This window comes from Kribbella sp. NPDC006257 (genome assembly GCF_040613535.1).
In the GTDB taxonomy this organism is placed as follows: Bacteria; Actinomycetota; Actinomycetes; order Propionibacteriales; family Kribbellaceae; genus Kribbella.
Genome location: NZ_JBEXSJ010000005.1, coordinates 89433 through 112336, shown reverse-complemented (window position 1 = coordinate 112336; position 22904 = coordinate 89433). Strand labels below are relative to the sequence as shown.

At 67.3% G+C, this 22904-nt stretch carries 23 protein-coding genes; 15 read left to right on the top strand and 8 right to left on the bottom strand.

The genetic code is table 11. The annotated features are described in order from the left end of the window. Positions 1-50: 50 nt before the first annotated feature. The 3 genes from ABZ004_RS08335 to ABZ004_RS08325 form a co-directional block, all read right to left on the bottom strand. Positions 51-1733, bottom strand: a complete 1683-nt coding sequence (locus ABZ004_RS08335) for a DUF885 domain-containing protein (RefSeq protein ID WP_355679097.1) — start codon at positions 1731-1733, stop codon at positions 51-53. Between the two features lie 92 nt (positions 1734-1825). Then, on the bottom strand, positions 1826-2227 hold the full coding sequence (locus tag ABZ004_RS08330) for a hypothetical protein (protein WP_355679096.1): 402 nt from the start codon (positions 2225-2227) through the stop codon (positions 1826-1828). Further along, positions 2227-4524, bottom strand: a complete 2298-nt coding sequence (locus tag ABZ004_RS08325) for a CehA/McbA family metallohydrolase (protein WP_355679095.1) — start codon at positions 4522-4524, stop codon at positions 2227-2229. Before ABZ004_RS08325 ends, ABZ004_RS08330 begins: the two co-directional genes overlap by 1 nt. Positions 4525-4706: 182 nt before the next feature. Between ABZ004_RS08325 and ABZ004_RS08320 the strand changes: the two genes are divergently transcribed. From ABZ004_RS08320 to ABZ004_RS08305, 4 genes are all read left to right on the top strand, one after another. Beyond that, the gene (locus tag ABZ004_RS08320; protein ID WP_355679094.1) at positions 4707-6581 is read left to right on the top strand and encodes a glycoside hydrolase family 76 protein; all 1875 of its coding nucleotides are present in this window, start codon (positions 4707-4709) and stop codon (positions 6579-6581) included. 129 nt (positions 6582-6710) lie between these two features. Next, a complete protein-coding gene (locus tag ABZ004_RS08315; RefSeq protein ID WP_355679093.1) occupies positions 6711-7562 on the top strand; it encodes an alkaline phosphatase family protein in 852 nt (283 codons plus the stop codon). 26 nt (positions 7563-7588) lie between these two features. Further along, positions 7589-8824 carry an MFS transporter gene (locus tag ABZ004_RS08310; protein WP_355679092.1) on the top strand — a complete coding sequence of 412 codons (1236 nt, stop codon included), beginning with the start codon at positions 7589-7591 and terminating at the stop codon, positions 8822-8824. After that, entirely contained in the window at positions 8821-9789 is a 969-nt protein-coding gene (locus tag ABZ004_RS08305) for a hypothetical protein (protein WP_355679091.1), read from the top strand. Before ABZ004_RS08310 ends, ABZ004_RS08305 begins: the two co-directional genes overlap by 4 nt. Here ABZ004_RS08305 and ABZ004_RS08300 read toward each other — a convergent pair. Continuing rightward, positions 9752-10285 carry a hypothetical protein gene (locus ABZ004_RS08300; protein WP_355679090.1) on the bottom strand — a complete coding sequence of 178 codons (534 nt, stop codon included), beginning with the start codon at positions 10283-10285 and terminating at the stop codon, positions 9752-9754. The two genes, ABZ004_RS08305 and ABZ004_RS08300, sit on opposite strands and share 38 nt — an antisense overlap. A 139-nt stretch (positions 10286-10424) precedes the next feature. Here ABZ004_RS08300 and ABZ004_RS08295 point away from each other — a divergent pair, with 139 nt between their 5' ends. Then, the gene (locus ABZ004_RS08295) at positions 10425-11390 is read left to right on the top strand and encodes a hypothetical protein (protein ID WP_355679089.1); all 966 of its coding nucleotides are present in this window, start codon (positions 10425-10427) and stop codon (positions 11388-11390) included. Between the two features lie 52 nt (positions 11391-11442). Here ABZ004_RS08295 and ABZ004_RS08290 read toward each other — a convergent pair whose 3' ends face one another. The 3 genes from ABZ004_RS08290 to ABZ004_RS08280 are packed head-to-tail and all read right to left on the bottom strand — an operon-like array spanning position 11443 to position 13323. Next, the gene (locus tag ABZ004_RS08290) at positions 11443-11853 is read right to left on the bottom strand and encodes a nuclear transport factor 2 family protein (protein ID WP_355679088.1); all 411 of its coding nucleotides are present in this window, start codon (positions 11851-11853) and stop codon (positions 11443-11445) included. Continuing rightward, a complete protein-coding gene (locus ABZ004_RS08285) occupies positions 11844-12647 on the bottom strand; it encodes an MBL fold metallo-hydrolase (protein WP_355679087.1) in 804 nt (267 codons plus the stop codon). The genes ABZ004_RS08290 and ABZ004_RS08285 overlap by 10 nt, the downstream gene beginning before the upstream one ends. Continuing rightward, positions 12640-13323: a DsbA family protein gene (locus ABZ004_RS08280; protein WP_355679086.1), complete on the bottom strand. Its 684-nt coding sequence runs from the start codon at positions 13321-13323 to the stop codon at positions 12640-12642. The genes ABZ004_RS08285 and ABZ004_RS08280 overlap by 8 nt, the downstream gene beginning before the upstream one ends. A 74-nt stretch (positions 13324-13397) precedes the next feature. Between ABZ004_RS08280 and ABZ004_RS08275 the strand changes: the two genes are divergently transcribed. From ABZ004_RS08275 to ABZ004_RS08250, 6 genes are all read left to right on the top strand, one after another. Next, positions 13398-14300 (top strand): helix-turn-helix domain-containing protein, encoded by a 903-nt coding sequence (locus ABZ004_RS08275; RefSeq protein WP_355679085.1) that lies wholly within the window; start codon positions 13398-13400, stop codon positions 14298-14300. Positions 14301-14383: 83 nt separating this feature from the next. Then, positions 14384-15355 carry a YihY/virulence factor BrkB family protein gene (locus ABZ004_RS08270; RefSeq protein ID WP_355679084.1) on the top strand — a complete coding sequence of 324 codons (972 nt, stop codon included), beginning with the start codon at positions 14384-14386 and terminating at the stop codon, positions 15353-15355. A gap of 46 nt (positions 15356-15401) precedes the next feature. Further along, the gene (locus ABZ004_RS08265; protein WP_355679083.1) at positions 15402-15992 is read left to right on the top strand and encodes a hypothetical protein; all 591 of its coding nucleotides are present in this window, start codon (positions 15402-15404) and stop codon (positions 15990-15992) included. A gap of 83 nt (positions 15993-16075) precedes the next feature. Next, entirely contained in the window at positions 16076-16630 is a 555-nt protein-coding gene (locus tag ABZ004_RS08260; protein WP_355679082.1) for a dihydrofolate reductase family protein, read from the top strand. Positions 16631-16707: 77 nt separating this feature from the next. Next, complete coding sequence (locus ABZ004_RS08255; RefSeq protein ID WP_355679081.1) at positions 16708-16863, top strand: hypothetical protein; 156 nt, start codon at positions 16708-16710, stop codon at positions 16861-16863. Positions 16864-16873: 10 nt separating this feature from the next. Beyond that, positions 16874-17242, top strand: coding sequence for a hypothetical protein (locus ABZ004_RS08250; protein ID WP_355679080.1), 369 nt, complete (start codon positions 16874-16876; stop codon positions 17240-17242). A 12-nt stretch (positions 17243-17254) separates the two neighbouring features. Here ABZ004_RS08250 and ABZ004_RS08245 read toward each other — a convergent pair whose 3' ends face one another. Further along, the gene (locus ABZ004_RS08245; RefSeq protein WP_355679079.1) at positions 17255-18727 is read right to left on the bottom strand and encodes a serine/threonine-protein kinase; all 1473 of its coding nucleotides are present in this window, start codon (positions 18725-18727) and stop codon (positions 17255-17257) included. A gap of 98 nt (positions 18728-18825) precedes the next feature. Here ABZ004_RS08245 and ABZ004_RS08240 point away from each other — a divergent pair, with 98 nt between their 5' ends. From ABZ004_RS08240 to ABZ004_RS08225, 4 genes are all read left to right on the top strand, one after another. Continuing rightward, entirely contained in the window at positions 18826-19695 is an 870-nt protein-coding gene (locus ABZ004_RS08240; protein WP_355679078.1) for an alpha/beta hydrolase, read from the top strand. Positions 19696-19760: 65 nt separating this feature from the next. Next, positions 19761-20162: a DUF3592 domain-containing protein gene (locus ABZ004_RS08235; RefSeq protein ID WP_355679289.1), complete on the top strand. Its 402-nt coding sequence runs from the start codon at positions 19761-19763 to the stop codon at positions 20160-20162. Between the two features lie 122 nt (positions 20163-20284). Further along, the gene (locus ABZ004_RS08230) at positions 20285-21238 is read left to right on the top strand and encodes a hypothetical protein (protein ID WP_355679077.1); all 954 of its coding nucleotides are present in this window, start codon (positions 20285-20287) and stop codon (positions 21236-21238) included. Between the two features lie 25 nt (positions 21239-21263). Then, entirely contained in the window at positions 21264-22811 is a 1548-nt protein-coding gene (locus ABZ004_RS08225; RefSeq protein ID WP_355679076.1) for a mucoidy inhibitor MuiA family protein, read from the top strand. Positions 22812-22904 lie beyond the last annotated feature (93 nt).

Sequence of the window (22904 nt, the reverse complement as noted above, 5' to 3'; positions counted from 1 at the left end):
TGGGCGAGGGCCAGATCCTCCAGCAGGCTCAGCACCGCGACTGAGTTCGCTCAGAGACGGGCGAGGGCTCGGCGGAGCGGGTCGAGGCCGAGGGAGCCCAGGTTGAGGGCGTCTCGGTGGAAGGCGCGCAGATCGAAGTCGGGGCCCTTGCGTTGCTGGGCCTCGGCGCGGGCCTGGAGCCAGATGCGTTCGCCGAGCTTGTACGACGGGGCTTGGCCGGGCCAGCCGAGATAGCGGTTCAGCTCGGACCGCAAGAACGCGGTCTCCATCCGGGAGTGGGCCCGGAGGAACTCGAAGCCGAGGTCGGCGTTCCAGGTCTCACCGGGATGGAAGCCCAGCGGGTTGTCCCGTGGGATCTCGAGTTCCAGGTGCATGCCGATGTCGACGATCACCCGGGCGGAGCGGAATCCTTGCGCGTCGAGCATGCCGAACCGGGCGCCCGGCTCATCGAGGTAGCCGAGCTCCTCCATCAGCCTCTCGGCATACAGGCCCCAGCCTTCGCCGTGGCCGGAGACCCAGCAGCCGACGCGTTGCCAGCGGTTCAGCAGGTCGGAGCGCACCATCGTCTGGCCGACCTGAAGATGATGACCGGGCACACCTTCGTGGTAGACGGTGGTGACCTCGCGCCACGTCGCGAAGTCCTCGATCCCGGCCGGCACCGCCCACCACATCTGCCCCGGCCGGGTGGTCAGGTCCTCGCTCGGCGGGGTGTAGTAGATGACGCCGTCCGAGGTCGGCGCGATCATGCACTCGATCCGCCCGATCTCCGCCGGGATGTCGAAGTGCTTGCCGCCCAGCTCCTGTACGGCGGAATCGGCGAGCTCCTGCATCCAGTCCCGGAACGCCTCCTTGCCATGGATCTTGCGGCTCGGATCCGCGTCCAGCAAGGCAGCCATCGCCGGGATACTGCGCTCGCCGTTGTTCAGCGAGGCTGCGATGGTCTGCATCTCCCGCTCGATCCGGGCCAACTCCTCCCAGCCCCACGCGTACGCCTCCTCCAGATCGAGGGTCGCGCCGATGTGATTGCGCGAGGCGAGCTGGTAGACCTCCCGGCCGACCGCATCCCGCTCCGGCGCCTTCGGCAACAGGTCGGTGGTCAGCCACTGGCCGAACTCCCCGAACGCCTTGCCGGCCGCGATCGCCGCCGCCTCGACACTCGCCTTGACCGATGATTCGGGCGCCTTCGCGGTCAGGCCGATGAAGTAGTCGTCGCCGATCCAGCTCTCGATCCGCTCGGCCAGCACCTTCACCTGCCGAGCAGCCGAAACCCGGCCGGCCGCGGCCTGCTGGAGCAGCGTTTCACGGTACCCGTCGAGCGTCTTGCCGACCTGGTTGAGCCGGCTGCCGAGGTTCTCCCAGTCCTCGTCGGTCGTGGCCGCCATCAGGTCGAAGACCGCGCGGATCTCGACCGGCACGCAGTAGATCCCGTTCAGCTCGTACTGCGGTACGCCGGCCTCGTAGCGCTCGGCCTCCAGTTCGATCCGCTCCAGCAGCGCGTCCTTGGCCGTCTCTTCCCGGAACGAGGAGACCTCGACGGCCTTCGCCTCCGCGATCGTGCTCCGGTGCAGGTCGAGCAGCGCGTCGAAGCCACCCGGCGACCGGTCCGGCAGCTTGTCGTCGTACCCCTGCACGCCCATGATCGTCGCCGCGGCGGGCGACAACTCGGCATGGGCGGCCAGGAAGGCTTCGGAGAGTTTGTCGATCGGGCTGTGTGGTGCCGTCGAGTCCGTCATCGGGCGACCGTACCCTCACCGGACAAGCCACCGGAATGCCTTGCTGCGCAGGTTTTCCCGGGTCTTTGGCCACACTTTCTGGTCGGCCGAACTCAAGCCAGCGTTGGAATGAGATGCGATCGAAGGATCAAATGCAGCGAGCTGTGGAGGGCCAACCCGCCGAGGGCTCCCAGGGCGCGGAACGTCAAGGAGACGTCCACGATCGACGGTTCGTCGAAGCGGACCCGGAAGTAGCCCTCCTCCCGCGGTACGCCGGTCAGCTCGTGCACCGGAAGATCCAGTTCGACGCCCGGCACCGGGTCGCCCTCGATCACCAGCCGGCCCGTCACGAAGCCGGTGTTGACGATCGGGAACTCGATCGTGTGCCAGTCGCCGACCGGCAGGCTCCCTACCCGGTGCCCGGTCCGGGCGACATTCACCCGTGCCTCGGGATTGATCGTGACCGAGATCGGTGCCGTGGTCTCGACCGGTCCGCAGCACCCAGCCGGTTCCATCAGTCGACCTCGCATTCGTCACGCCGTACCAGGTAGGTGGCCTGCGCCGCGTCGTACGCCTCCCGTGCCGCCGGTCGCTCGGCCTCGCGGATGAACCCGGACTTCGCCTTCCACAACGCGTCGACCGAGTCGTGCAACCACTGCGCGCTACGCCGCGACGCCCGGATCGGCAACCCGGCGATCTCCACGAAGATCGGCTGGGTGTGCACACTGCGCAGGATCCGCGCCGCGATCCAGGACGACCGCTCCAGCTCCACCGTGAACTCGATCTCCTGCTCGTTGCCGTCCGCAACGATCTCCCTGACGCCGGCCGGTACGCCGTTCACCAGCACCTCGACAGCCACTGAGCAGGTCCGGCCGATCCGCGACCGTTCGAGATGCCAGCCCACCGGAGCGGAGTGCGCCGGTCGCCCTGTCGCCGGCAAAGCGGGCGGTTCTTCGGGCAACCAGGCCGCTACCGTCGCGGACACCCGGACCACTCCCCCAGCGTCGACCGTCTGCTCCCGGGAGGTGTCGCCGTCAACGGCGAAGTCGTAGACATGGCTGCGACCGTCACCGAAGTACGACGAACCCTCCTGCAGCCCACCGAGCCAAGCCTCCAGGGCGTGCTCGCCTTGCGGCGCCTCAGGCAACCGGACGTAGGTGCGCCCGACTCCAGGCCCGTCGTCGTAGATGCACGGATAGTCGGTCTCGCCGAGCATCAGCGTGCGGTAGCCGACATTCAGGAGGTGGTACCAGATGTTCAACTCGGCGGCGGGAGCGAACTCCGCACCGCATTGGAAGTCGGCGGCACCGAGCGGCACATCGACGATGATCTCGTTGGAACCGATCGACTGGAACTCCGGGATCACGTAGTTCGGCAGTTCGTCGGTGCCGACCGCGAGCCCGAGACCGCAGTGCGCGTACCCGACCAGCGCGTTCTGCTCGTGACCCCAGCGCATCACCGGCAGGTTCCACGACGGCCAGTCCTCGATCACCTTGGTGCCCGGGTAGTCCTGGTCGGTGAGCCCGAGCAGGATGACATGACCCGAATGGCTGGACGGGAATCCCGATACCTCGAGGTCGTACCGCAACAGGCTCTGACTGTCCCGATCGGTGTCCTGCGGCTCCCACGTCATGCCCTGCGCCTGCTGCATCGCGGGATACTCCAGCTCGGCCCGCGGGCTGATCGACACGCCACTGAAGAACTGCTTCTGGTGGTAGTAGCACGGACCCCAGGTGAGCACGCTGCCCATCCAGAGCCCTTCGCCGCGCACGTGCCGGATCATCGTCTCCGGAGTGACACCCTCGGACGGCACGCTGTAGTGCGAGCAGCCGCCGGCGTGAATGTGTGGGTCGCCGGAGTAGTAGCCGTGGGCCGCAGGATCGGCCCAGCGATCGAGCTCGATCCCGATCGCCTCGGTGTCGTCCGACACGTCGACCTCGACAGTGACTTCCCTGTACTCCGGTCCGCGGCGCGCCGAGATCTCGTAGCGACCGGCCGGGAGCGCGATCACCTCGCCGGTCGCCCGGTAGACGTGCTCGTGGAAGAACATGTCCGGTGCGAGCCGCATCGCCTTCGACGGGTACGCCCGCCGATGGACATCCCGGACAGTGAGCGCCGCCACGGTACTGCTGCCATCGGGCTCCCGGAGATCGAACCGGATATCGCGGGCAGCCAGACAGTCGAAGTCGAGCCTCACGGCGTACAGGCGGGCCTCGAACCTCATCCGCTGGAAGGCCTTCCTGACGGGTGACCGGGTCAGGCTCTCGATCTCCTCCTCCACCGTGAGGATGAACGACAGGTCACCGCTCCGGGTGCCGCCGTCGCGGCTGTACAGGCTGATCACCTTGTACTCGACAGCCACGCCGGACAGATCGGTCGGGCCGGCAAGCTGTACCTCAAGCCAGCTGCTCTCGATCCACGGCACGACAGTCAACGTGTCGGCCAGCGCGATCCGCGCCGCGTGACTTTGGTAGTCGACCATCCCCAGCACATGATTCGACGGCGCCGACAGGTCACCCAGTAGCCCGTGCGGATTCGCGACCCGGACCAGGAAGCTTCGCCAGCCGTGCTGAACGAGTCGTGGGGACGCACTACCAGGCGTCGCCGTGCTGAGACCTTGCTCGTCGATCTCGACGTCGGCGAGAACGTAGGGCCGCAGCAGTTCTTGAAGGCCGGCCGAGCGGACGGCGTCGGGCTGGGGATCCTCGGCCAGCTTCGCCAGCCGGCTGGTCAGGTCGTCGGGGAGCGGTTCACCGATGTCACGAAGCTTGTCAACGGCTCGGGTCGCGGACGCCAGGAGTGGCTGGAACACAGGACCTCCTCGTCGTGGACGAACTCGCAGCCTAGTTGCGGAGCGTCTCCCTGGCTTCTGGTTTTCGGCGGCGGGCCAGCCATTGACATCGTTGTCCACTCCGGCGACGATACTGCTCGAAACCTGGCTGAAACGTTTCCAACCTCGGTCCGCCAAGCCGCCCCGAAGCCGTCGAGGAGACCATGATCGTGAATCGTGCTGCCCGAACCCTGCGTGTGCTGACCGCCGGAGCGATCCTGGTTGCCGCGGCACTCGCCGCGCCCTCCGCCGGCGCGGCGAGTGCTCCAGCACCCGGTCCGACCGCGACCGCCCGCGCCCGCGTCGCCGCCGACGTACTGATGAGCTCGTACGAACCGAACAAGGCGTGGTTCCCGTCGAGCTGGTGGAACTCCGCCGTCGCCTTGCAGACCATCGGCGACTACATGGAGCGCACCGGCGACCGGCGCTATCTGCCACAGCTGGACAACACGTTCGAGAAAGACAAGGGCGTGTTCCCGGCCGGCTACCTGTCCGGCGACCCGCTGCTCGGCAACTTCACCAGCCGGGCCATCGACGACTCCGAGTGGTGGGGCCTGACCTGGATCCAGGCGTACGACCTGACGAAGAACCGCAAGTACCTCGACATGGCGGTCACCATCGCGCAGTACGTCGAGGGCTACTGGGACCCGAGCACGTGTGGCGGTGGCGTCTGGTGGAACGGTGAACGCACCTACAAGAACGCCGTCACCAACGGGCTCTGGATCCGGCTGACTGCGGAGCTGCACAACCGCATGCCGCAAGACAAGCATTGGCTCGGCCGCGCCAAGGAGGGCTGGAACTGGTTCCTCGGCAGCGGCATGATCAACTCCGCGGGCCTGGTCAACGACGGCCTGCGGGATGACTGCCAGAGCAATGGCGACACAGTCTGGAGCTACAACCAGGGTCTCGCCATCGGCGCCGGCCTCGAACTCTGGCGAGCGACTCACGACTCCTCATTGCTGACCACGGTACGGCGGTTGGCCGACGCCGCGATCGCCCCCGGCGGACTGGTGACCGACGGGGTACTGACGGAGTACTGCGATGCGCCCGGCCGCACGTGTGACGACAACGGGAAGCAGTTCAAGGGCATCTTCCTGCGCTACTGGATGGATCTCGCCGACACCACGCACGATCGCCGCTACACCGACTTCGTTGCCCAGCAGGCGGCCAAGGTCTGGAACGACGACCGGGACGCGGCCGACCGACTGGGGGAACGCTGGTCCGGAGCGGAGCCGAATGTCTTCGACTGGCGTACCCAGGCCAGCGCCCTCAGCGCCCTGATCGCCGCAGTACCGTCCACACCGCCGACGCGGTCGTTGTCGGCGACAACCGATCCCGCTCTGCCGGTGGTGATGCCGGCGACCGGCGCTGCCACCCACGTCAAGCTGACCGTCCAGCTTCAGGCCACGGGAAGCGAACCTCTTCAGGTCGCTCTGAAAGCAGCCGCCCCATCAGGCTGGACCGTCACCCCTTCCCGTTCGACTGTCACCCTCCGCCCGCATGGCATCGCCGTACCCGCTGAGGTGTCGGTTCAGATGGACGTGACGATTCCAGCCGGTACGCCGGACGGCCGCTACTCGGTGACGGCGACTGCGACCTCCGGATCGCAGCTGTCCTTCAGCACCCGGTCCGACATGCTCGTCACGCACACGGCCGACTTCGACACAGGTACCGCGGCGGAGACACCCTGGTTGTGGGACGCGGACGGCTCGCAGAGCAACGGCGTACAGAACCGGTTCGCCGACGGGCACTCGTACTTCGTCTACCGCTTCCCGTTCCCGTCGGGCACCACGACGGCGGCCGCGACCTTGACGATCGACAACGAGTACGTCGTACAGGTCAGTGGCGATGGACAGCAGTGGACCACCGTCGCGACGGAGACGCAGCAGATCCACGACGGCGAGAACAAGGCGGCGCGGACGTTCGACCTCACGCCTTACCTCGGTCCGGACAAGGCCGGCTACGTCCGGATCGCGGACTCGTTCCCCGACGACGGCTGGGGCGGCCGCGTCTACCACGTGACGGCGACGTATAAGTGACTTATAGTCGCTGATGCGTGACACGGTGTTCACCTTTCGCACATCTGCCAGGACTGGTGATGCAGGGCCGTGACTCCGACGATGGGTGACGGTCCTGGGGCAGCCAGGGTGGTCCTGTGAGGAGGCGTCGTGATCCGGAAGCGTGTAGCAGGGATTGCTGTGGCGGCGGCGGTGGTCGCCGCATCGGTGGTGGCGATCGCCGGCCGGTCGACCAGTGCGCAAGCAGTGGCCGCGGTGCCGGCGTTCGACCACATCGTCCTGGTGATGTTCGAGAACCATGCGTACTCGCAGCTCAACGGCAGTTCCAGCGCGCCCACCTTCAACAGCCTGGCCGGTCAGGGCGCGAAGTTCACCCAGGCGTACGGCGTGACGCACCCGAGCCAGCCGAACTATGCGGCGATCTTCTCCGGCTCGACGCAGGGCCTGACCGACGACAGCTGCCCGCACACGTACAGCGGCGACAACCTCGGCAAGCAGCTGATCGCAGCCGGCAAGTCCTTCAAGGGGTACTCCGAGAGCATGCCGTCCGCTGGCTACACGGGTTGCTCGAGCGGCCAGTACCGGCGCAAGCACAACAGCTGGGTCAACTTCAGCAATGTGCCGGCGGCGAGCAATCTGCGTCTCAGCGACTTCCCGAGCTCGGCGAACTACGCCAGCCTGCCGACGGTCTCGTTCGTGACGCCGAACATGTGCAACGACATGCACGACTGCTCGGTCGGCACCGGTGACACCTGGCTGAAGAACAACCTCACGGCGTACGCGACGTGGGCCAAGACGCACAACAGCCTGCTCGTGATCACCTTCGACGAGGACAACGGCAGCTCCTCGAACCACATCTTCACCGCGTTCGTCGGCGCACACACCCAGGTCGGCACGTTCTCCAACCAGATCAACCACTACAACGTGCTGAGCACCATCGAGAGCTCGTACGGCCTGCCGCACCTGAACTCGGCCGCGGAGATCACCACCATCTGGAACTGACCTCCACCCGCCCGGAGGCGACGCCGGTGTATCTGTCCACGATCGACCGCCCCACGACCGCGCGCGGCCGCGCCCTGTTCCTTGTCAGCGGCAACGTTTTCGCGCTCGGTGCCGTCAGTCTGGTCACCGACATCTCCTCGGAGATGGTGACCGCGATCCTGCCGGTGTACCTGATGATCGGCCTGCACCTGAGTCCTGCTCTGTACGGCGTGGTGGACGGCACGTACACCGGCGCGACCGCGTTGCTGCGGCTGGTCGGTGGGTACGTCGCCGACCGGTCACGACGTCGCAAAGCCGTTGCGGGCTTCGGGTACGGGCTGTCGGCGGTGGCGAAACTCGGTCTGCTGGCGGCCGGGAGTTCGGTCGGCGCCATCGGTGCGGTGATCGCGATCGACCGCACCGGCAAGGGTCTCCGGACGGCGCCTCGAGATGCGCTCATCACCTTGTCCACGCCACCGCAGCATTACGGCCGGGCCTTCGGCGTGCACCGGATGATGGACACGGTCGGCGCGTTCGCCGGACCGTTGGTTGCCGTCGGCATCTTGGCGGCGACGGCGCAGGCGTACGACGCGGTGTTCGTCACCAGCTTCTGCATTGCCGCGTTCGGCGTACTGCTGCTCGTGCTCTTCGTTCGTGACCATCGGGAGAAGCAACCGCGGACAATGGGCTTTGCTGTACCAGCTCTGCGTGATCTGCTGAGTCGCCGGCCTGTCCGGCGGTTGGTTCTCGCGGCGTGTGTCGCCGGGATGGTGACGATCGGCGACGGCTTCGTCTACCTGCTCCTGCAGCGACGAGAAGACCTCAGCATCGGCTGGTTCCCCTTGTTGGCTGTGGGAACCAACCTGTCCTATCTGCTGCTGGCTGCTCCGCTGGGTGTGTTGGCCGACAAGGTTGGTCGGCTGAAGGTTGTTCTTGGCGGCTACACCGCTTTGGTGCTCGTGTACCTGTTGCTGTTCGGGCCGCTCGGTGGCTGGCCGTTGCTGGTCGTAGTACTGGGTCTCTATGGCTTCTTCTATGCGTCCACGGACGGCGTACTGATGGCACTGGCCGGGCCACTGCTTCCTGAAGGCTTCCGTACTACGGGGATCGCGCTCATCCAGACCGGCCAAGCGCTGTCCTATGTCGGATCGTCGATCTTGTTCGGGCTGGCCTGGACGGTGTGGGGACCGGCCAGCGCAAGCCGGATCGCTGCTTTGCTGGCGGTGGCAGCGGCTTTCGTGATCGCCGTACTGCTCCGCGGTGTCTCTAAGGAGCCATCGTGAGGCGACGGTTGCTCATCGCAGTCCTCGGAGCCATCCTGCTGGCCGGCGCCGCGGTCACCTACAGCGTCTTCACTGCGGTCGACCGTACGCCGGTGGCCGAGGCGCTCAGTCTGACCGGGCCGCGCATCATGTTCCGCAGTACGGCGTCAGGTAGCAAAGGACGTCTCGCCTCGGTTGCCAAGGACGATCCGGGCGCGGCCCGTTCCGTGTCGGCGTTGAGTTGCTTGCGGGTCTACGCGGCCGGCGGCACCGGGACCTGCCTTCGTCAGGACGGTGCGCTGGCGACGTACCAGATCGCGATCCTGGACAAGAACCTTCAAGTAGAGAAGGCGATTCCGCTCGTCGGCGTACCGAACCGCACGCGGGTCTCGGCGGATGGGCGGATGGCGGCGTGGACCGTGTTCGTCGCGGGCGACTCCTACAACCACGGCCGGTTCTCCACCCGCGCCGGACTGATCGATCTGCAGACGCAGGACATGGTCGACTCGCTGGAGTTCCTGTCGGTAACCCTGGACGGCCATCCCTATCAGGCCGCCGACCTCAACTTCTGGGGCATCACCTTCACCGCCGACGACAACCACTTCTACGCCACGATGTCCACCGCCGGCCGTCGCTACCTGGTCGAAGGCGACATCGCCGCCAAGACCGTCCACACCGTCGCCCAGAACGTCGAATGCCCGTCCCTCTCCCCCGACGGCCACCGAATCGCCTTCAAATCCGCCATCAACGGCAACCCTCTGAACGGCTGGCGCCTAACTGTCCTGGACCTCACCACCGGCGCCAGAACCCCCTTGGCCGAAACCCGCTCCGTAGACGACCAACCAACCTGGCTAGACCCCACCACCATCGCCTACACCCTCCCCCACGGCCCCACCGACGCCGACATCTGGACCACCCCCGCCAACGGCTCGGGCCACCCAGCCCTCCTCATCCCCCACGCCGAGTCCCCCGCCCCGCTCGGCTGAGCCGCCCTTGGATCCACAGACCGGTCAGAGCCAGCACCGCGACCACCAACAGCGGCCCCGCGATCCCGACGTACAAACGCCCTTCGCGTACCTGGGACGGCGAGCGCGGACCGATCCGTTCGCCATGGCTACGACGAAGGTCATTCACAATCTCCTCGATCTGAGCCCGGTCCGACGAATCCAGACTGCCGTCCGCAGCCAGCGCAGTCGCCTTGCCGACGATCAGATCGACATCGGGCTGCTTGAACGCTCCCACCGGTCCACCCTCGGCCGGGATCGGCGTCGACAGCTTGACCGTGCACACCATCTGATCCCCTTGGAACTTGTTGAGATAGAGGATGCCCGCGCTGCACTCATCGTCCTGCCCAGCAAACCCGACGTTGTAGGCACTTTCCTGTGTCCTACTCCCCGACACCCAGTTGACCGCGCCCCAGACAAGCGCCGCCGCAGAGATCACCGCCAAGTAGAACGCCACCCGAACCACAGACTCCCGCATACCCGCAATCAAACCAGCGCCACGCCCACCCAATCTCCCAGCGGCCACTTGCTGCCAACGTTCCGGTTATCCACAGGTTGCGAAGTGGCCGGTTCAGGCGCCCCGGAGGTCCGTATGTTTTTGGGTAAGGAGGTGCTCGATGAGTACAGGGAAGGCCAAGAACGGCCGGCGAAGTGGAAACCATCGGCGGCACGAACAGAAGGATGGAGGGCCACTCGATCCGGTGTTGACGCCGCTCACGACGAGTCAGGCGGAACGGTTGGTGCGGCTGTCCGAGGAGGCAGTTGCGCAGCGTGGATTCGCGATGCGCTACGACGGCGCGGGGACGTTGGTGCCGGTGGGCAGCGACGGCGCTTCGGTGGCGGGAGGGGCGACAGCAGGTCTGGGGAACCTCGCCCTCACCGTTGCCAACCTGCCCCGACAGCAGTGGCGCTCGGCAGTGGAGGCGCATTTCGACCAGATGCCTTCTCTGCACGAGCGCCCACCGCTCCCGGACGATCTGGAGAAGGAGCTCTACCTCCGGCTGGTGTGTGCTGACACCATCGATCCCGAGATGGGCAAGGGAACGCCCGAGTTCATGCCAGGGATTCTCACCGTGCCGGCCACGTACATGGGGCGCGCAGTGGCCATGCACTTCGATATCGACAGCCTCGGTGTCTCCCGTGCCGAGGCGACCAGGCTCGGACTCGCGAACCTGCGCAGCCTGAGAGACGAGGTCGACACCGTGTCCTTCGACGGTGCCGAGATTGCTCTACTCAGCGGCAGCATGTTCACCGCGTCCCGGGCGCTGGTGTTCGACACCGTGCTGCGCGAATCGTTGCAGGTCGAGAACCCGCCATTCGGCTGCCTGGTTGCAATGCCGGCTCGGGACCAACTGTACGTGCACGTGATTCGCGATCGCACAATGCTCAATGCTCTGCACATGCTGGTCACGACGGCCATCGACCAGTTCAACAGCCGCCCAGGCGCGGTCAGCCCGCACGTCTACTACATAGCCGATCAGCAATGGCACCAGGTCACCGACTACTCCACCGGCGAGTTCCACCTCAACGCCGTCTCTCAACTCGAGGCCGCCGCACAGCACCTAATCCCCGAGGCCGCCTGATGAACCTCACAGCCTCGGTGGCAGCGAGGTGGCGAGTTGCATCTCCGGACCGTCAGGTTGTTGCCTTTAGCACCAGGGCGGTGTCGGTGAATTGTTCGAAGCGGACGATGAGGCCGGCGCGGACTACGAAGTGGTGGGCTACTCGGACGTTCAGGGTTTTGCGGGTGGCCAGATTCTCGGCGGTGTAACGGGCCAGGACGACGACGTTCTCGCCTTCGACGATGTAGGTGTCGTCGTGGGCGACCCAGTTGGCCCATTCCTTGGCGAGTTGCTCCATGACGCCGGCGGTGACGCCCGTCGGGGTCCGGTAGGTGCCGGCGAGGGGGAAGCCTGCCATCTCGGTCCACTCCACGTCGGGGGCCAAGGTGGCGCGGAGTGCTTCCAGATCGCCGGCTGCCGAGGCGACGTACTGACGGCGTACGACGTCCGCGGGCGCGGTGCCGGTGGCGTCGATCAGCCCCATGTGAGTTCAACCTTGGCGACCTTGGTGCCCAGGTCGGCGGCGATGACCAGCCCGGCGTCCGGGTAGGCGGCGAGCAGCTTCTCCTTGGCCTCGGCAGCGTCGGCTGCCGCGGCAACGGTCTCCTCGAACAGACGGAGATACTCGCGGGTGTGGTGGATCGCGGACAGGTCGGTCGGCGCGCCGGCCGTCCGGTGTCCGGCGACCACGAAGGTGGGCTCGAGCGCCTCGAGACTGTCCAGAGCGGTGAGCCAGTCAGCGCGGTCGGCCGGGGTCGCCGAGTCGGCGGTCCACACGTGCAGGCCGTCGAACAGGAGGATCCCACCGACTAGTACCCGCTGCTCGGACTCGAAGAGGTACCAGCCTCGATCGCCGAGGCTGCCGCCTGCGTGCCGCAGTTCCAGTGTCTTGCCCTCGAGCTCGACGCCACCGGTGAGCTCGCCGATCTCGACCAGCCGGGTCGGCAGGTTCGCGCCCAGGTGTGCCCAGGCCTTGAGCTTGCCTTCATAGCTGTGGGCGATGTGTTCGATCACGTCGGCCGGAGCGACGAAAGCCGCCTCGGGAAAGGCGTCGGCGATCACTTCGGCGCCGAAGTAGAAGTCCGGGTCGCCACCGGTCACGACCACGGTGCGCAAGGTCTTGCCCGCGTCCAGGACGGCGGCGACGATGCGGTGGCCGTCGGCGCGGGTGAAGGCGGCATCGACGACGACCGCGTCGTCTTCGCCGGTCACGAGGACCGAGGTCTTGTTCAGCGAGGAGTCCGCGAAGTCGAGGACGGTGTAGTTCAGGTCAGACATTGTTCTGTTCCTTCGGTGAGAGGGTGGCGAGTTGCTGGAAGTCGGCGAGAGCTGTGCCGAGTTGGGCTGCGGTGCTCGTCGGTCCGCCGAGACGGCCGAGCCGGTCACCGGGCAGGTGGACGAGCACGGTGGGAAAGCTGGAGACGCCGAGTGATCGGGCCCGCCGGAAGTCGTCCTCGGCGACCGCGGTTGTCGCCGCTTCGCCGTACGCCGAGACGGCCAGTTCGCCGTCCAGGCCTAGTTCCGCAGCGATCGTGCGATAGGTGGCGGGCTCCGACAGGCTCAGCCCATCACGGTAGAACGCCACCTGCAGAGCACTGGCGATCTCCAACGCGCGGTCAGGTGCCTGGCGGCGAAGGGCCGCGAATCCGCGGGCCGCATCGAGCGAGTCCATGGCGAAATCGCCGGCTTCGGCGAGCGCGTCGTACCCGGCACCGAACTGCGCTCCGGTCAACGTGGCGATCCGGGCGTTCGCCGGGCCGATGTAGGGCATCGCGCTCATCGGCTGCACCTGCGCTCCGGTGAAGAGGCCGCCGGAGATCACCTCGAGCACGATCTCGTCCCGATGGTTCCGGACGAATTCGGTGAAGGCCGGGCTGAAACCGAAGCACCAGCCGCAGTACGCGTCGAACACATAGGTCAGGGCGAGCTTCTGCCCGTCCGGTCGGTCGGTCATCTGAGTCACTTCTTTCTGTCGGCCGATCTGGCTGACACTGTGATATTAGGACTCAGTGCTCTAGGATTCCTGGTGTGAGTGCGTCAGTTCATGGTGAAAATCGACCATCGGAGATCCGGAAGGTCGATTACGCACCACCGCCCGGTCATTCGGCCGGGGTCGAGGTCGCCGACCTCGGCACGCTGCTGCGCCGGGCCGGACCCGAGGAGTTCCAGGCCGCTCAGCGACTGGGGTTCGAGTTGATCCTGCAGATCCGGTCGGGCCAGACCGTCCACGAGGTCGACTTCACCGGCTACACGCTCTGCCCGGGTGATGTGTTCTGGGTGCACGCGGGGCAGATCCAGCGCTGGGGAGACATCGCGGCGATCGACGGCCCGGTGCTGATGCTCCCACCGGACCGGTACGACGAGCCGACCGCTCACCTCTTCCGGCGGCTCGGTATCAGCCACCTCAATCACTGGCCGGGCGCCGCGTTGCCGGGCAGCCTGCTCGACGAATCGTTCCGGGCGACGACCGAGAGCGCGCTACGGCTACGAGACTCGGTCGCCCTCGACCCGGAAGCGCGGGACCAGGCGCTGGCGCACGCCGTACTGTCGACCCTTCTTGTATTGGCCGGGAGCAGCCCAGCAGGCAGTAGCCCGATGCAGCCGCGGAACGAAGTGTTCAGCTGGTTCGAGGAGGAGATTGAGAGGTCGTTTCAGCGCGAACGCAGCGTGGCCGGCTATGCACGGCGTCTCGGCTACTCCGAGCGCACCCTCAACCGGCTCGCCCGGACCCATGCGGGGACCACGGCCAAGGAGCTGATCGACCGTCGCGTCATCCTCGAAGCCAAACGCCTGCTCATCCACGAGACCGTGCCGATCGCCGAGATCTCCGACCGCCTCGGCTTCGACGACGACGCCAACTTCTCCAAGTTCTTCTCCCACCGAACCGGCACCACCCCCGGCACCTTCCGCACCACCAGCCGCCCCCGCTAGCCAGCACCTCGGCAACACGCTGGCGGCTGAGGGCGTTGGGAGGGCTTGCCTGGATCGGAGGGCGCGGGTCGTACGGTTAGCGGGTGAGTGGTTTCGGGGGCCGGGTGGATCGGCTGCAGCGGCGGCATCGGGTGCTCGGGTTTCCGTTGGCTGTGGTGTACAAGTTTTTCGATGACCAGGGCAGCTATCTCGCGGTGATCATCACGTACTACGCCTTCGCCGCGATCTTCCCGATGTTGCTGATCTCGTCCTCCGTGCTCGGTTTCGTTCTCCAGGGCAACCAGGATCTGCAGCAGGCCGTGTTGGAGTCGGCGCTCAAGGAGTTCCCGATCGTCGGCACCCAGCTGGCAACACCGCAGGGTCTGCAGGGCAGTACGCCGGCCGTCATCGTCGGTACCATCGCCGCGGTGTACGGCCTGATCGGGTTGGGGCAGGCGGTCCAGAACGCGGTCAACGTGACCTGGGGCGTTCCCCGCAACGGTCGTCCCAACCCGTTCCGTGGCCGCCTGCGATCGGGTGCGCTGCTGTCGCTGGCCGGTCTCATCGTGCTCAGTTTCGCCACCGTGAGCGTGCTGGCCGGCGATGTGATCGACGACGGCATGGGATGGATCGTTTCCATCGGTTCCGTCGTGGTGCTCACCGCGATGCTGACCTTGTGCCTGCGCCCGGGCCGGCGGCCCCGGCCGCACCTGCTGCGGATGGTTCCCGGGGCGTTCTTCACCGCCATCGGCTGGCATCTGCTCGAACGGCTGGGCGGCGTCTACGTCAGCGATGTACTGGCCAAGACCAGCGAGGTGAACAGCGTGTTCGCGCTGACGCTGGGATTGATCGGGCTCATCTACGCCGCCGCGGTGATCGGCGTGATCGGTGCCGAACTGAACTCGGTGATCGCCCACCGCCTCTACCCGCGCTCGCTGCTCGCCCTGTTCACCGACTCGGCGACCGATCTGACGCCGGCCGATCACCGCGCCTACGCGATGTATGCCAAGGCCCAGCGCCACAAGGCCGCCGAGACCATCGAGGTCACCTTCCGGCCGGCCGAACCACCGGATTGAGGCGGCGGTTTTCGCCGAGGGCCGGTCAGCCCTTAGGGTCTGCCGAGTGTCCTCTCTCGATGTCGCCGCCCTTGACCATGAACTGCCCGACGTAGTGGACCGCGATGTGTCCGACGTCGGCGTCGCCGCCGCCCGGATCGAGTGGGCCGGTGCCGCCCGCGAGATGCTGCTGATCGCGGCGCGCAAGTACCAGGCGCTCGTGCAGCACAAGGACATCGCGATCGGCGTACAGGACCTGACCGGTATTCGCACCAAGCAGCCGACCCGGCAGTGGATCGGCGGCGTGCTGGCCGAGGTCTCCGCGGAGAGCCTGCGGCGCGGCGAGCCGATGCTGACCTCGCTGTGCGTCAACCCCGACGAGAGCGTCTTCGACGGGTACGCCGCGATCGTCGGCGCCGCGACCGGTACGACGCCCGCGGACGCCGATGCGCACGCCTGCCAGGAGCGGCTCGCCACCTACCGCCACTTCGAGGCGACCGGTCTGCCGGCCGACGGCGGCAGCCCGATGCTCCCGCCGAAGCTGGCCGCGGCGCGCGCCCGGGCCCGCAAGGCCGCCATCGCCGAGCGCCCGATCAACAAATGCCCCCGCTGCAACCTGCAAACCCCCGCGAACGGCATCTGCGACACCTGCGACTGACCAATCCCCGATCGACCGATGAGTCTTCGGCGCCCCGGCGGTATGTACCGGTGTCAGATTCGTTCGGAGATCAGGAGCACGTCATGGGCAAGGTCATCGTCAGCCAGTTCGTCAGCCTCGACGGAATCGTCACCGACCCGGACGGGTCGGGCGGTACTGCGGGCGGCGGCTGGGCGTTCCGGCACGGGCCGGAGCCGGTCTCGGGTGACAAGTTCCGGCTCGGGTCGATCCTCGAGACCGGCGTGATGCTGTACGGCCGGGCGACCTGGGAGCTGTTCGGCCGGCTGTTCTCGACCCGGACCGACGACTTCTCGGTCGCGATGACGAAGATCGACAAGATTGTTGTCTCGAACACGCTCACCGACGGGTCGGCATGGTCGAACTCCCGGTTGGCCGACGGCACGGTCGCGGAGGTCGTCGAGGCGGAGCGAGCACACCGCGACATCGTGGTGGTCGGCAGCGGCTCGGTCGTACGGGCGCTGCAGGCAGCCGATCTGGTCGACGAGTACCGCCTGATGGTCTTCCCGACCGTCGTCGGCGCGGGAGAGCGGCTGTTCGGAGCTACTCCCCCGGTCAACCTCGAGTTGATCTCGGTCGACCAGGTGGGTCCGGCGGTCCTGTCGACGTACCGGCGGTGACTACGACGGGCGACGGTGGGGTACCGGGGCGGTAGGTCGTCCCGAAGTGCGGGGCGGTCCGCGAGGAGGTATTGACGATGAGTACCACGCCGCTCCCACCGGTCCCGCCGCTGCCGGACCCGACCGATCCTGACCGGGTTCCCGGGCAACCGGCCGACCCGGATATCAACCCGTACCCCGGTCCGGAGACCGATCCGGACGAGGACCCGAACGAGCAGCTCCCCCGCGATTAGGCAGTAGCAGGTGTATCGCGGAGCGATCATTCTGGAGAGCCTCAAGACCGGCGCGACGCTGGAGCAGATCCCGCTGGTCGTGCACCGGCTGACCAGGCAGAGCATCGACAGCGCCAGTTCAGCGCAACCTCCGGTCTGGAGCATCCTCGAGTTCGAAGTCGACGATGCCCAGGCCGGCGCGCTGGCCGATGCGCTGACAAGGATCCTGGACGAACCAGGCTGGTACGCCGATTTCCACAACGAGCACGAGATCTTCGTGGTGTTCCCGGGCCGGGTCTTTCGCTATCCCCACGACGACCCGGCCGGCCGAGCCGAGGCGCAGGCGTTCGGCCGCTCCCTCGGCATCCCGGAACCACAACTGGACTGGGCCGAAGGCTGACAGCTCGCAGTCCTACTGTGCGTCCGGGGACGGGCTGGTTGGGGGCGGGGTGGGTGTCGGGTTCGGCTTCGTGGTGGTGGGTGTTGGGGTCGGGGTCGGCTTGGTGGCCGTGGGGGTCGGCGACGGACTCGGTGAAGGGCTCGTAGTCGTCGGGGTCGGGGACGGGGTGGGTGAAGGGGTCGGCGAGGTAGTCGGCGTCGGGGTCGGGGTGGGGCTCTGAGTTGTCTGGGTCGTGCCGCTGGTCTGGCCGCCTCGGCTGGGCTCGGTGGTCGGGCCCGCGTTCGGCGTACTGGAGGTGACAGCCGGTTGGGGACCGACGTCGTTGGTCGACGGCAGGTTCGGGCCCTGGTTGTTCAGGAGGAGTACTGCGGCCGTCGCCGCGGCCGCCGCGAGAACGGCGATCCCGGCGGCCAGCCAGACCTGCCGTCGCGAACGATCGGCTGCCGACGCGATCGGCCGGGTCTGATCGACGCCCCCGGCACCCACCAGCGCCGGCGCCGCGGCCGTAGTACCAGCGTCGTCGGACGGCACGCGCACAGTAGCGGCCTCGCCGAGAATCAGGGGCACTGTAGGACCGGCATCGCCGAGCGGCATTGGCGCTGTAGTGCCGGCTACGCCGAACGGCACGGACGCCGCGGTGCCTGCTTCGCCGAGTGGCATGGGGGCGGTGGAGCCGCCAACCGTCCCGGAGCGGAGGGCGCCGGCTGCGATCTCGGCGGCGGTCGGGCGAGCCTCGGGGTCCTTGGCGAGCATCTGGAGGAGGACTGCCTCGAAGGCACCCGCTAGTTCGGGGTGGGTTGTGCTCGGGGGCACCGGCTGGGCATCGACGTGCTGATACAGGATCGCTGCCGGATGTTCGCCCGAGAACGGCGGTTGACCGGTGACCAGCTCATACAGCACGCAGCCCAGTGCATAGACATCTGCAGGCTTACCCGCCTGCCCACCACGCGCCCGCTCCGGCGCCAGATACCGCGTGCTCCCGATGATCTGATTCGGTGCCGTGAGCGTAGTCGTGCCGTCACCCGCAAGGTGCGCGATCCCGAAGTCCGCCACCTTGACCATGCCGTCCTGCGTCAACAGCAGGTTGCCCGGCTTCACATCACGGTGTACGACGTTCTGCTGGTGCGCCGCGGCCAGACCTGCCGCGCTCTGCTCGACGATCTCGATCGCACGCTCTTTCGGCAGCATCCCCAACCGAGCGATCTCGTCAGCAACCGTGCGTCCCTCGACCAGCTCCATCACGAGGAAGAACTGATCGCCCTGCTGCCCGAAGTCGTACACGGCCACTACATGCGGATTGCTGAGCCTCGCTGCCGCGCGTGCCTCCCGGCGGAACCGCTCAGCGGCCCTCGGATCACTGTCGGACGGCAGCATCATCTTCAGCGCGACCGGCCGCTCCAGCTGTTCGTCGATGGCATGGAAAACCTCACCCATCCCGCCGCGTCCCAGGGAGTGGCCGACCCGATACCTCTCAGCAACAAGCACCCTGCCATCAGTACCCGACGACTCCAACCCCAACCAAATCCAGCCGGTGCCGCCAGCGAACTCTGGGTACCGGATCGGCCCCGAGTCTGAGGAGTGGCATGTTCGAAGGATTCACGCTGGACCACATCGATGTCGGCGAGGTCACCCTGCGAGTCCGGTACGCCGGCGCCGGGCCGGCCGTGGTGCTGCTGCACGGTCACCCGCGCACCCACACCACGTGGTACCAGGTGGCGCCGGAGCTCGCGAAGGATTTCACCGTGGTCTGCCCGGATCTGCGCGGCTACGGCCGGTCCGGCAAACCGACGACGGACGCCGAGCACACGCCGTACTCGAAGAAGGCAATGGCTGGAGATGTGGTTGCCCTGATGGATGCCCTCGGCCACGACTCGTACGCCGTCGTCGGCCACGACCGTGGCGCGCAGGTCGCCTACCGGACCGCGTTCGCCGCGCCGGACCAGGTCAGCAAGCTCGTCGTGATGGACGGCCTACCGACCGTCGAACACCTCGAACGGTGCAACACCAAGTTCGCCACCGAATGGTGGCACTGGTTCTTCCTGGCGCAGACCGAGAAGCCGGCCGAGCGGGTGATCTGCGCCGATCCCGAGACCTGGTACAACGCGTGGACCACCAACTCCCCCGCCCAGCTCGGCCCGGAGAACCACGCCGACTTCCTGGCCGCGATCCGCGACCCCGCCACCGTCCACGCGATGGTCGAGGACTACCGCGCCGGCCTCGGCATCGACCGCCGCGCCGACGAGGAAGACCGCGAGGCCGGCCGTCAGATCACCTGCCCGATGCTGCTCCTCTGGTCGACGAAGGACGACCTGGAGGACCTGTACGGCGACCCGCTGGCTGTCTGGCGCCCCTGGTGCCCGCACGTCGAAGGCCACGGCATCGACTCCACCCACCACATCGCCGAACAGGCCCCGGCCGAACTCGTCCAAAGCCTCCGCACCTTCCTCCTCTGACAACTCCGACACCGGAGGTCGTCGGACTGTTCGACCTGTCGCGGTCGTACTCTGGGCAGGTGCTGATGCTGGTGGGCGCCATCGTGGCCACGCTGATGACCCTGCTCTGGGTCGGGCGAGCAACGCGCGAGACACTCCGGTTGCGGGCGCTCCGGCGTACCGGCGTACGGGTCGAAGGTGAAGTGATCGACAACGAGGCAAGAAACAGGCCGTACTACGGCGGCGCTCTGCTCTACCCCGTCGTTCGCTACCAACTCGACGGCAAGATGCACCAGGGCACTGTGCGCAACTGGATCGGCAAAGTAGAGCTGGGCAGCGGTCTGCCTCTCCTGGTCGACCCCGACGACCCCTACCTCCCCGCCGCGGCAGACCGCGACAGCACCGTCCGTGGTCTCGCCGCCGGACTCATCACCCTCGTCCTGGCACTCCTCCTCACCTGGTGGGCCTACACCATCCGCTTCCACTGATGAATCCATTGCCACAAGCAACTGAACGGCTCGCTGGCTCAGCTGATCTGTAACGAAGACACGCGGTGAGTTGAGGAGAAGTACTCAACCGTTGCCGCCGTCCGCGTCCCTAGGGTGATCGGATGGAGACCTCAGCCAAGCGGATCGGTCGGATGATCGCGACAGTGCTGTGCTCATTCCTCGTCGCGCTCGGCGTCGGCGTGGTCGCGGCGCTGGTCGCGGACCGGACCCGGACCTGCTCCTCCAGTGAATGCGAGGACAGCTTGCCCGCGCTGGCGGTCTTGATGATCTCGCTGGCCGTCGTACCGGTGATCGTGCTGCCGATCGTGGCATCGCTCGCCCGGCTCGGCCTGGTCTTCGTTGCGGGCTCCACGGTCGCGCTCGCCCTCATCGGCATCGGCACCTTCGGCCTTGCGATGGGCTGGTACCTGGTCTTCTACCCGCTCGGCGTGGCCGTTCTGGTCGTGACGATCGTTCTCGCCAACCGGTCCGCCACGCCGTTCCCGAGGCACCGCAGCGTCGTGGTCGCCGTGCTGGGGTTCGCCCTCGTCTCCGCGGCGGCGATTCCGCTGATCGTGAAGGTCGACGACGTCCGCACCGAGCAACGCGCGATCACGAGGTTCGCCGAGAAGCCGCTGCAGCCGGAGTGGACCGACACCTGGCCGTTCAGTGTGAAGTCGACCGACGGCGAGCTCTTCTACATGGTGCTGCAGGCCCCTGACTCCAGGGGCGATCGCGTCGCCGACACCGAGGTGACGATCCGTCCAGGGAAACAGCCCGACGTGGATACTCCCTGCCGGATGTTCACCGACCTGGTCGCCGGAGGCGCACGAGGGTGCACCGAGATCCAGTCCCAGGTCTGGCGAGCTGACGACAACGAGGGCAAGCCGCACTTCTGGGTGCGTGGCGACGGGCAATGGGCGCACGTCACCTCGTCGAACTTTGTGGAGAACAAGGTCGTCCAGGACGAGCGGAACAGCCGGGCCGAGCAGGTCGCCCGGGAGTTGCGGCCGCGGTCGGCGTGGCGGCTGGGTGCGTCGGCGGCGGGCTGCGGGTTCTGTGGGTGGTTCGGCTGATCGGGGCTGCGGCTAGTGTCGGAGGATGAGCGAACTTGTGGTGGGTGCTCCGATCGTGGCCGTCGTCGTCTATCCCGACCGGGCTCGGGTGACGCGGCGGGGGCGGGTCAGCGTGCCTGCTGGGGACCAGACCGTGTACGTCGATGGGTTGCCGTTGGCCTTGCAGGAGGATTCTGTCCGAGTTGCCGGGCGTGGACCGGCGACGGTGCTCGGAGTGGACGTGGCTGTGCGGCATCATCCGCAGGCGCCCGATGAGACCGTGGCCGAGTTGGAGCGGCAGCGCCGGGAGGCTCAGGAGGAGGTGGCGAGTCTCGCCGACGCCGATGACGTTCAGGCGCAGCTCGACGTGTTCCTCGCTCAGCTGGGACGCCGGGCCGGTGGCAGTTTCGCCAAGTCGGTGGCGGCCGGCGAGACGAGCGCCGACCTGGGTGAATTCACCGAATCGCTGGCCAGCCGACTCACCGCCGTACGGACGAAGCGCCGGGAGCTGACCAGGCAGCAGGAAGAAGCCGAGGAGCGGCTCGCGGCAGCGGAGCGTCGGCTGGCCGCGGTGATGGAGCAGCGCAGTCCGGATCGTCGCTCGGTCGCGGTCGCGCTGGCCGTCGAATCCGAGGCAGAGGTGGAGATCGAGCTCTCGTACGTCGTAGCGGGTGCCTCCTGGTCGAGCACGTACGACGTGCGCCTCGCCGACGACCGGCTGACGCTGAGCTGGTTCGGCCTGATCACCCAGCACACCGGCGAGGACTGGCCCGAGTGCGAGCTCAAGCTCTCGACGGCCCGGCCCACGGTCAGCGCGAAGGTGCCCGAACTCGACCCCTGGTACCTCGACCGCCGACGTCCGCCGGTGCCGATGGCACCCGCTGCTGTCGCACTGAGCGCGGAGCGTGGGGCAGCCGGCGGAGGGCATCGTGCAAAGCGTTCTTTCGCCGACGTCGAAGCAATCGTCGAGCAAGGAATCACCGCTGCCACCTACACCCCGCCGCGACCGGTCGCCGTGCCGGCCGACGGCGCCGCACACCGCGCAACGATCGCGTCCCTGGATCTCGAGACCGAGCTGGACTACATCACCGCCCCGGTCCGCTCCGCCGACGTGCACCTGCGCGCGACCGTCGTGAACTCCAGCACGCACACGATGCCCGCTGGGCGAGCAGCCGTCTTCCACCAGGCGGACTTCGTCGGCTCGACCGGGCTGCCGCTCTGGGCTCCCGGCGAAGAGGTCGAGCTCGCCCTCGGCCTGGACGACCGGATCCGCGTCGAACGCGAGCTGGTACGCCGTACGGCGACCAAGGCGACGCTCGGATCGACCCGCCGCCGGGAGGTCGAGTACGAGACCAAGATCGAGAACCACACTCCTCGAGCAGCCCGGATCACCGTCCTCGATCAGTTGCCGGTGGCAAGGGATCACGAGATCACCGTCAAGCCGATCACCGCCTCGCCCGAGCCGAGCGAGACCACCGACCTCGGCGTCATCACCTGGAAGCTCGACCTGCCGCCCGGCGAGCAGACCACGGTCAAGCTCGCCTTCCGCGTCGAGACCTCGAAGTCGGTCGACTTGACCGGCTGGCGGGAGTAGCCAAGCGGCGCCCGGATCAAGTGACGACGCCCAACCAGGCGTTCAGTCGTTTGATGCTGTCCGGAATTGGGAGAGCGGTCCTACACTCCGGCG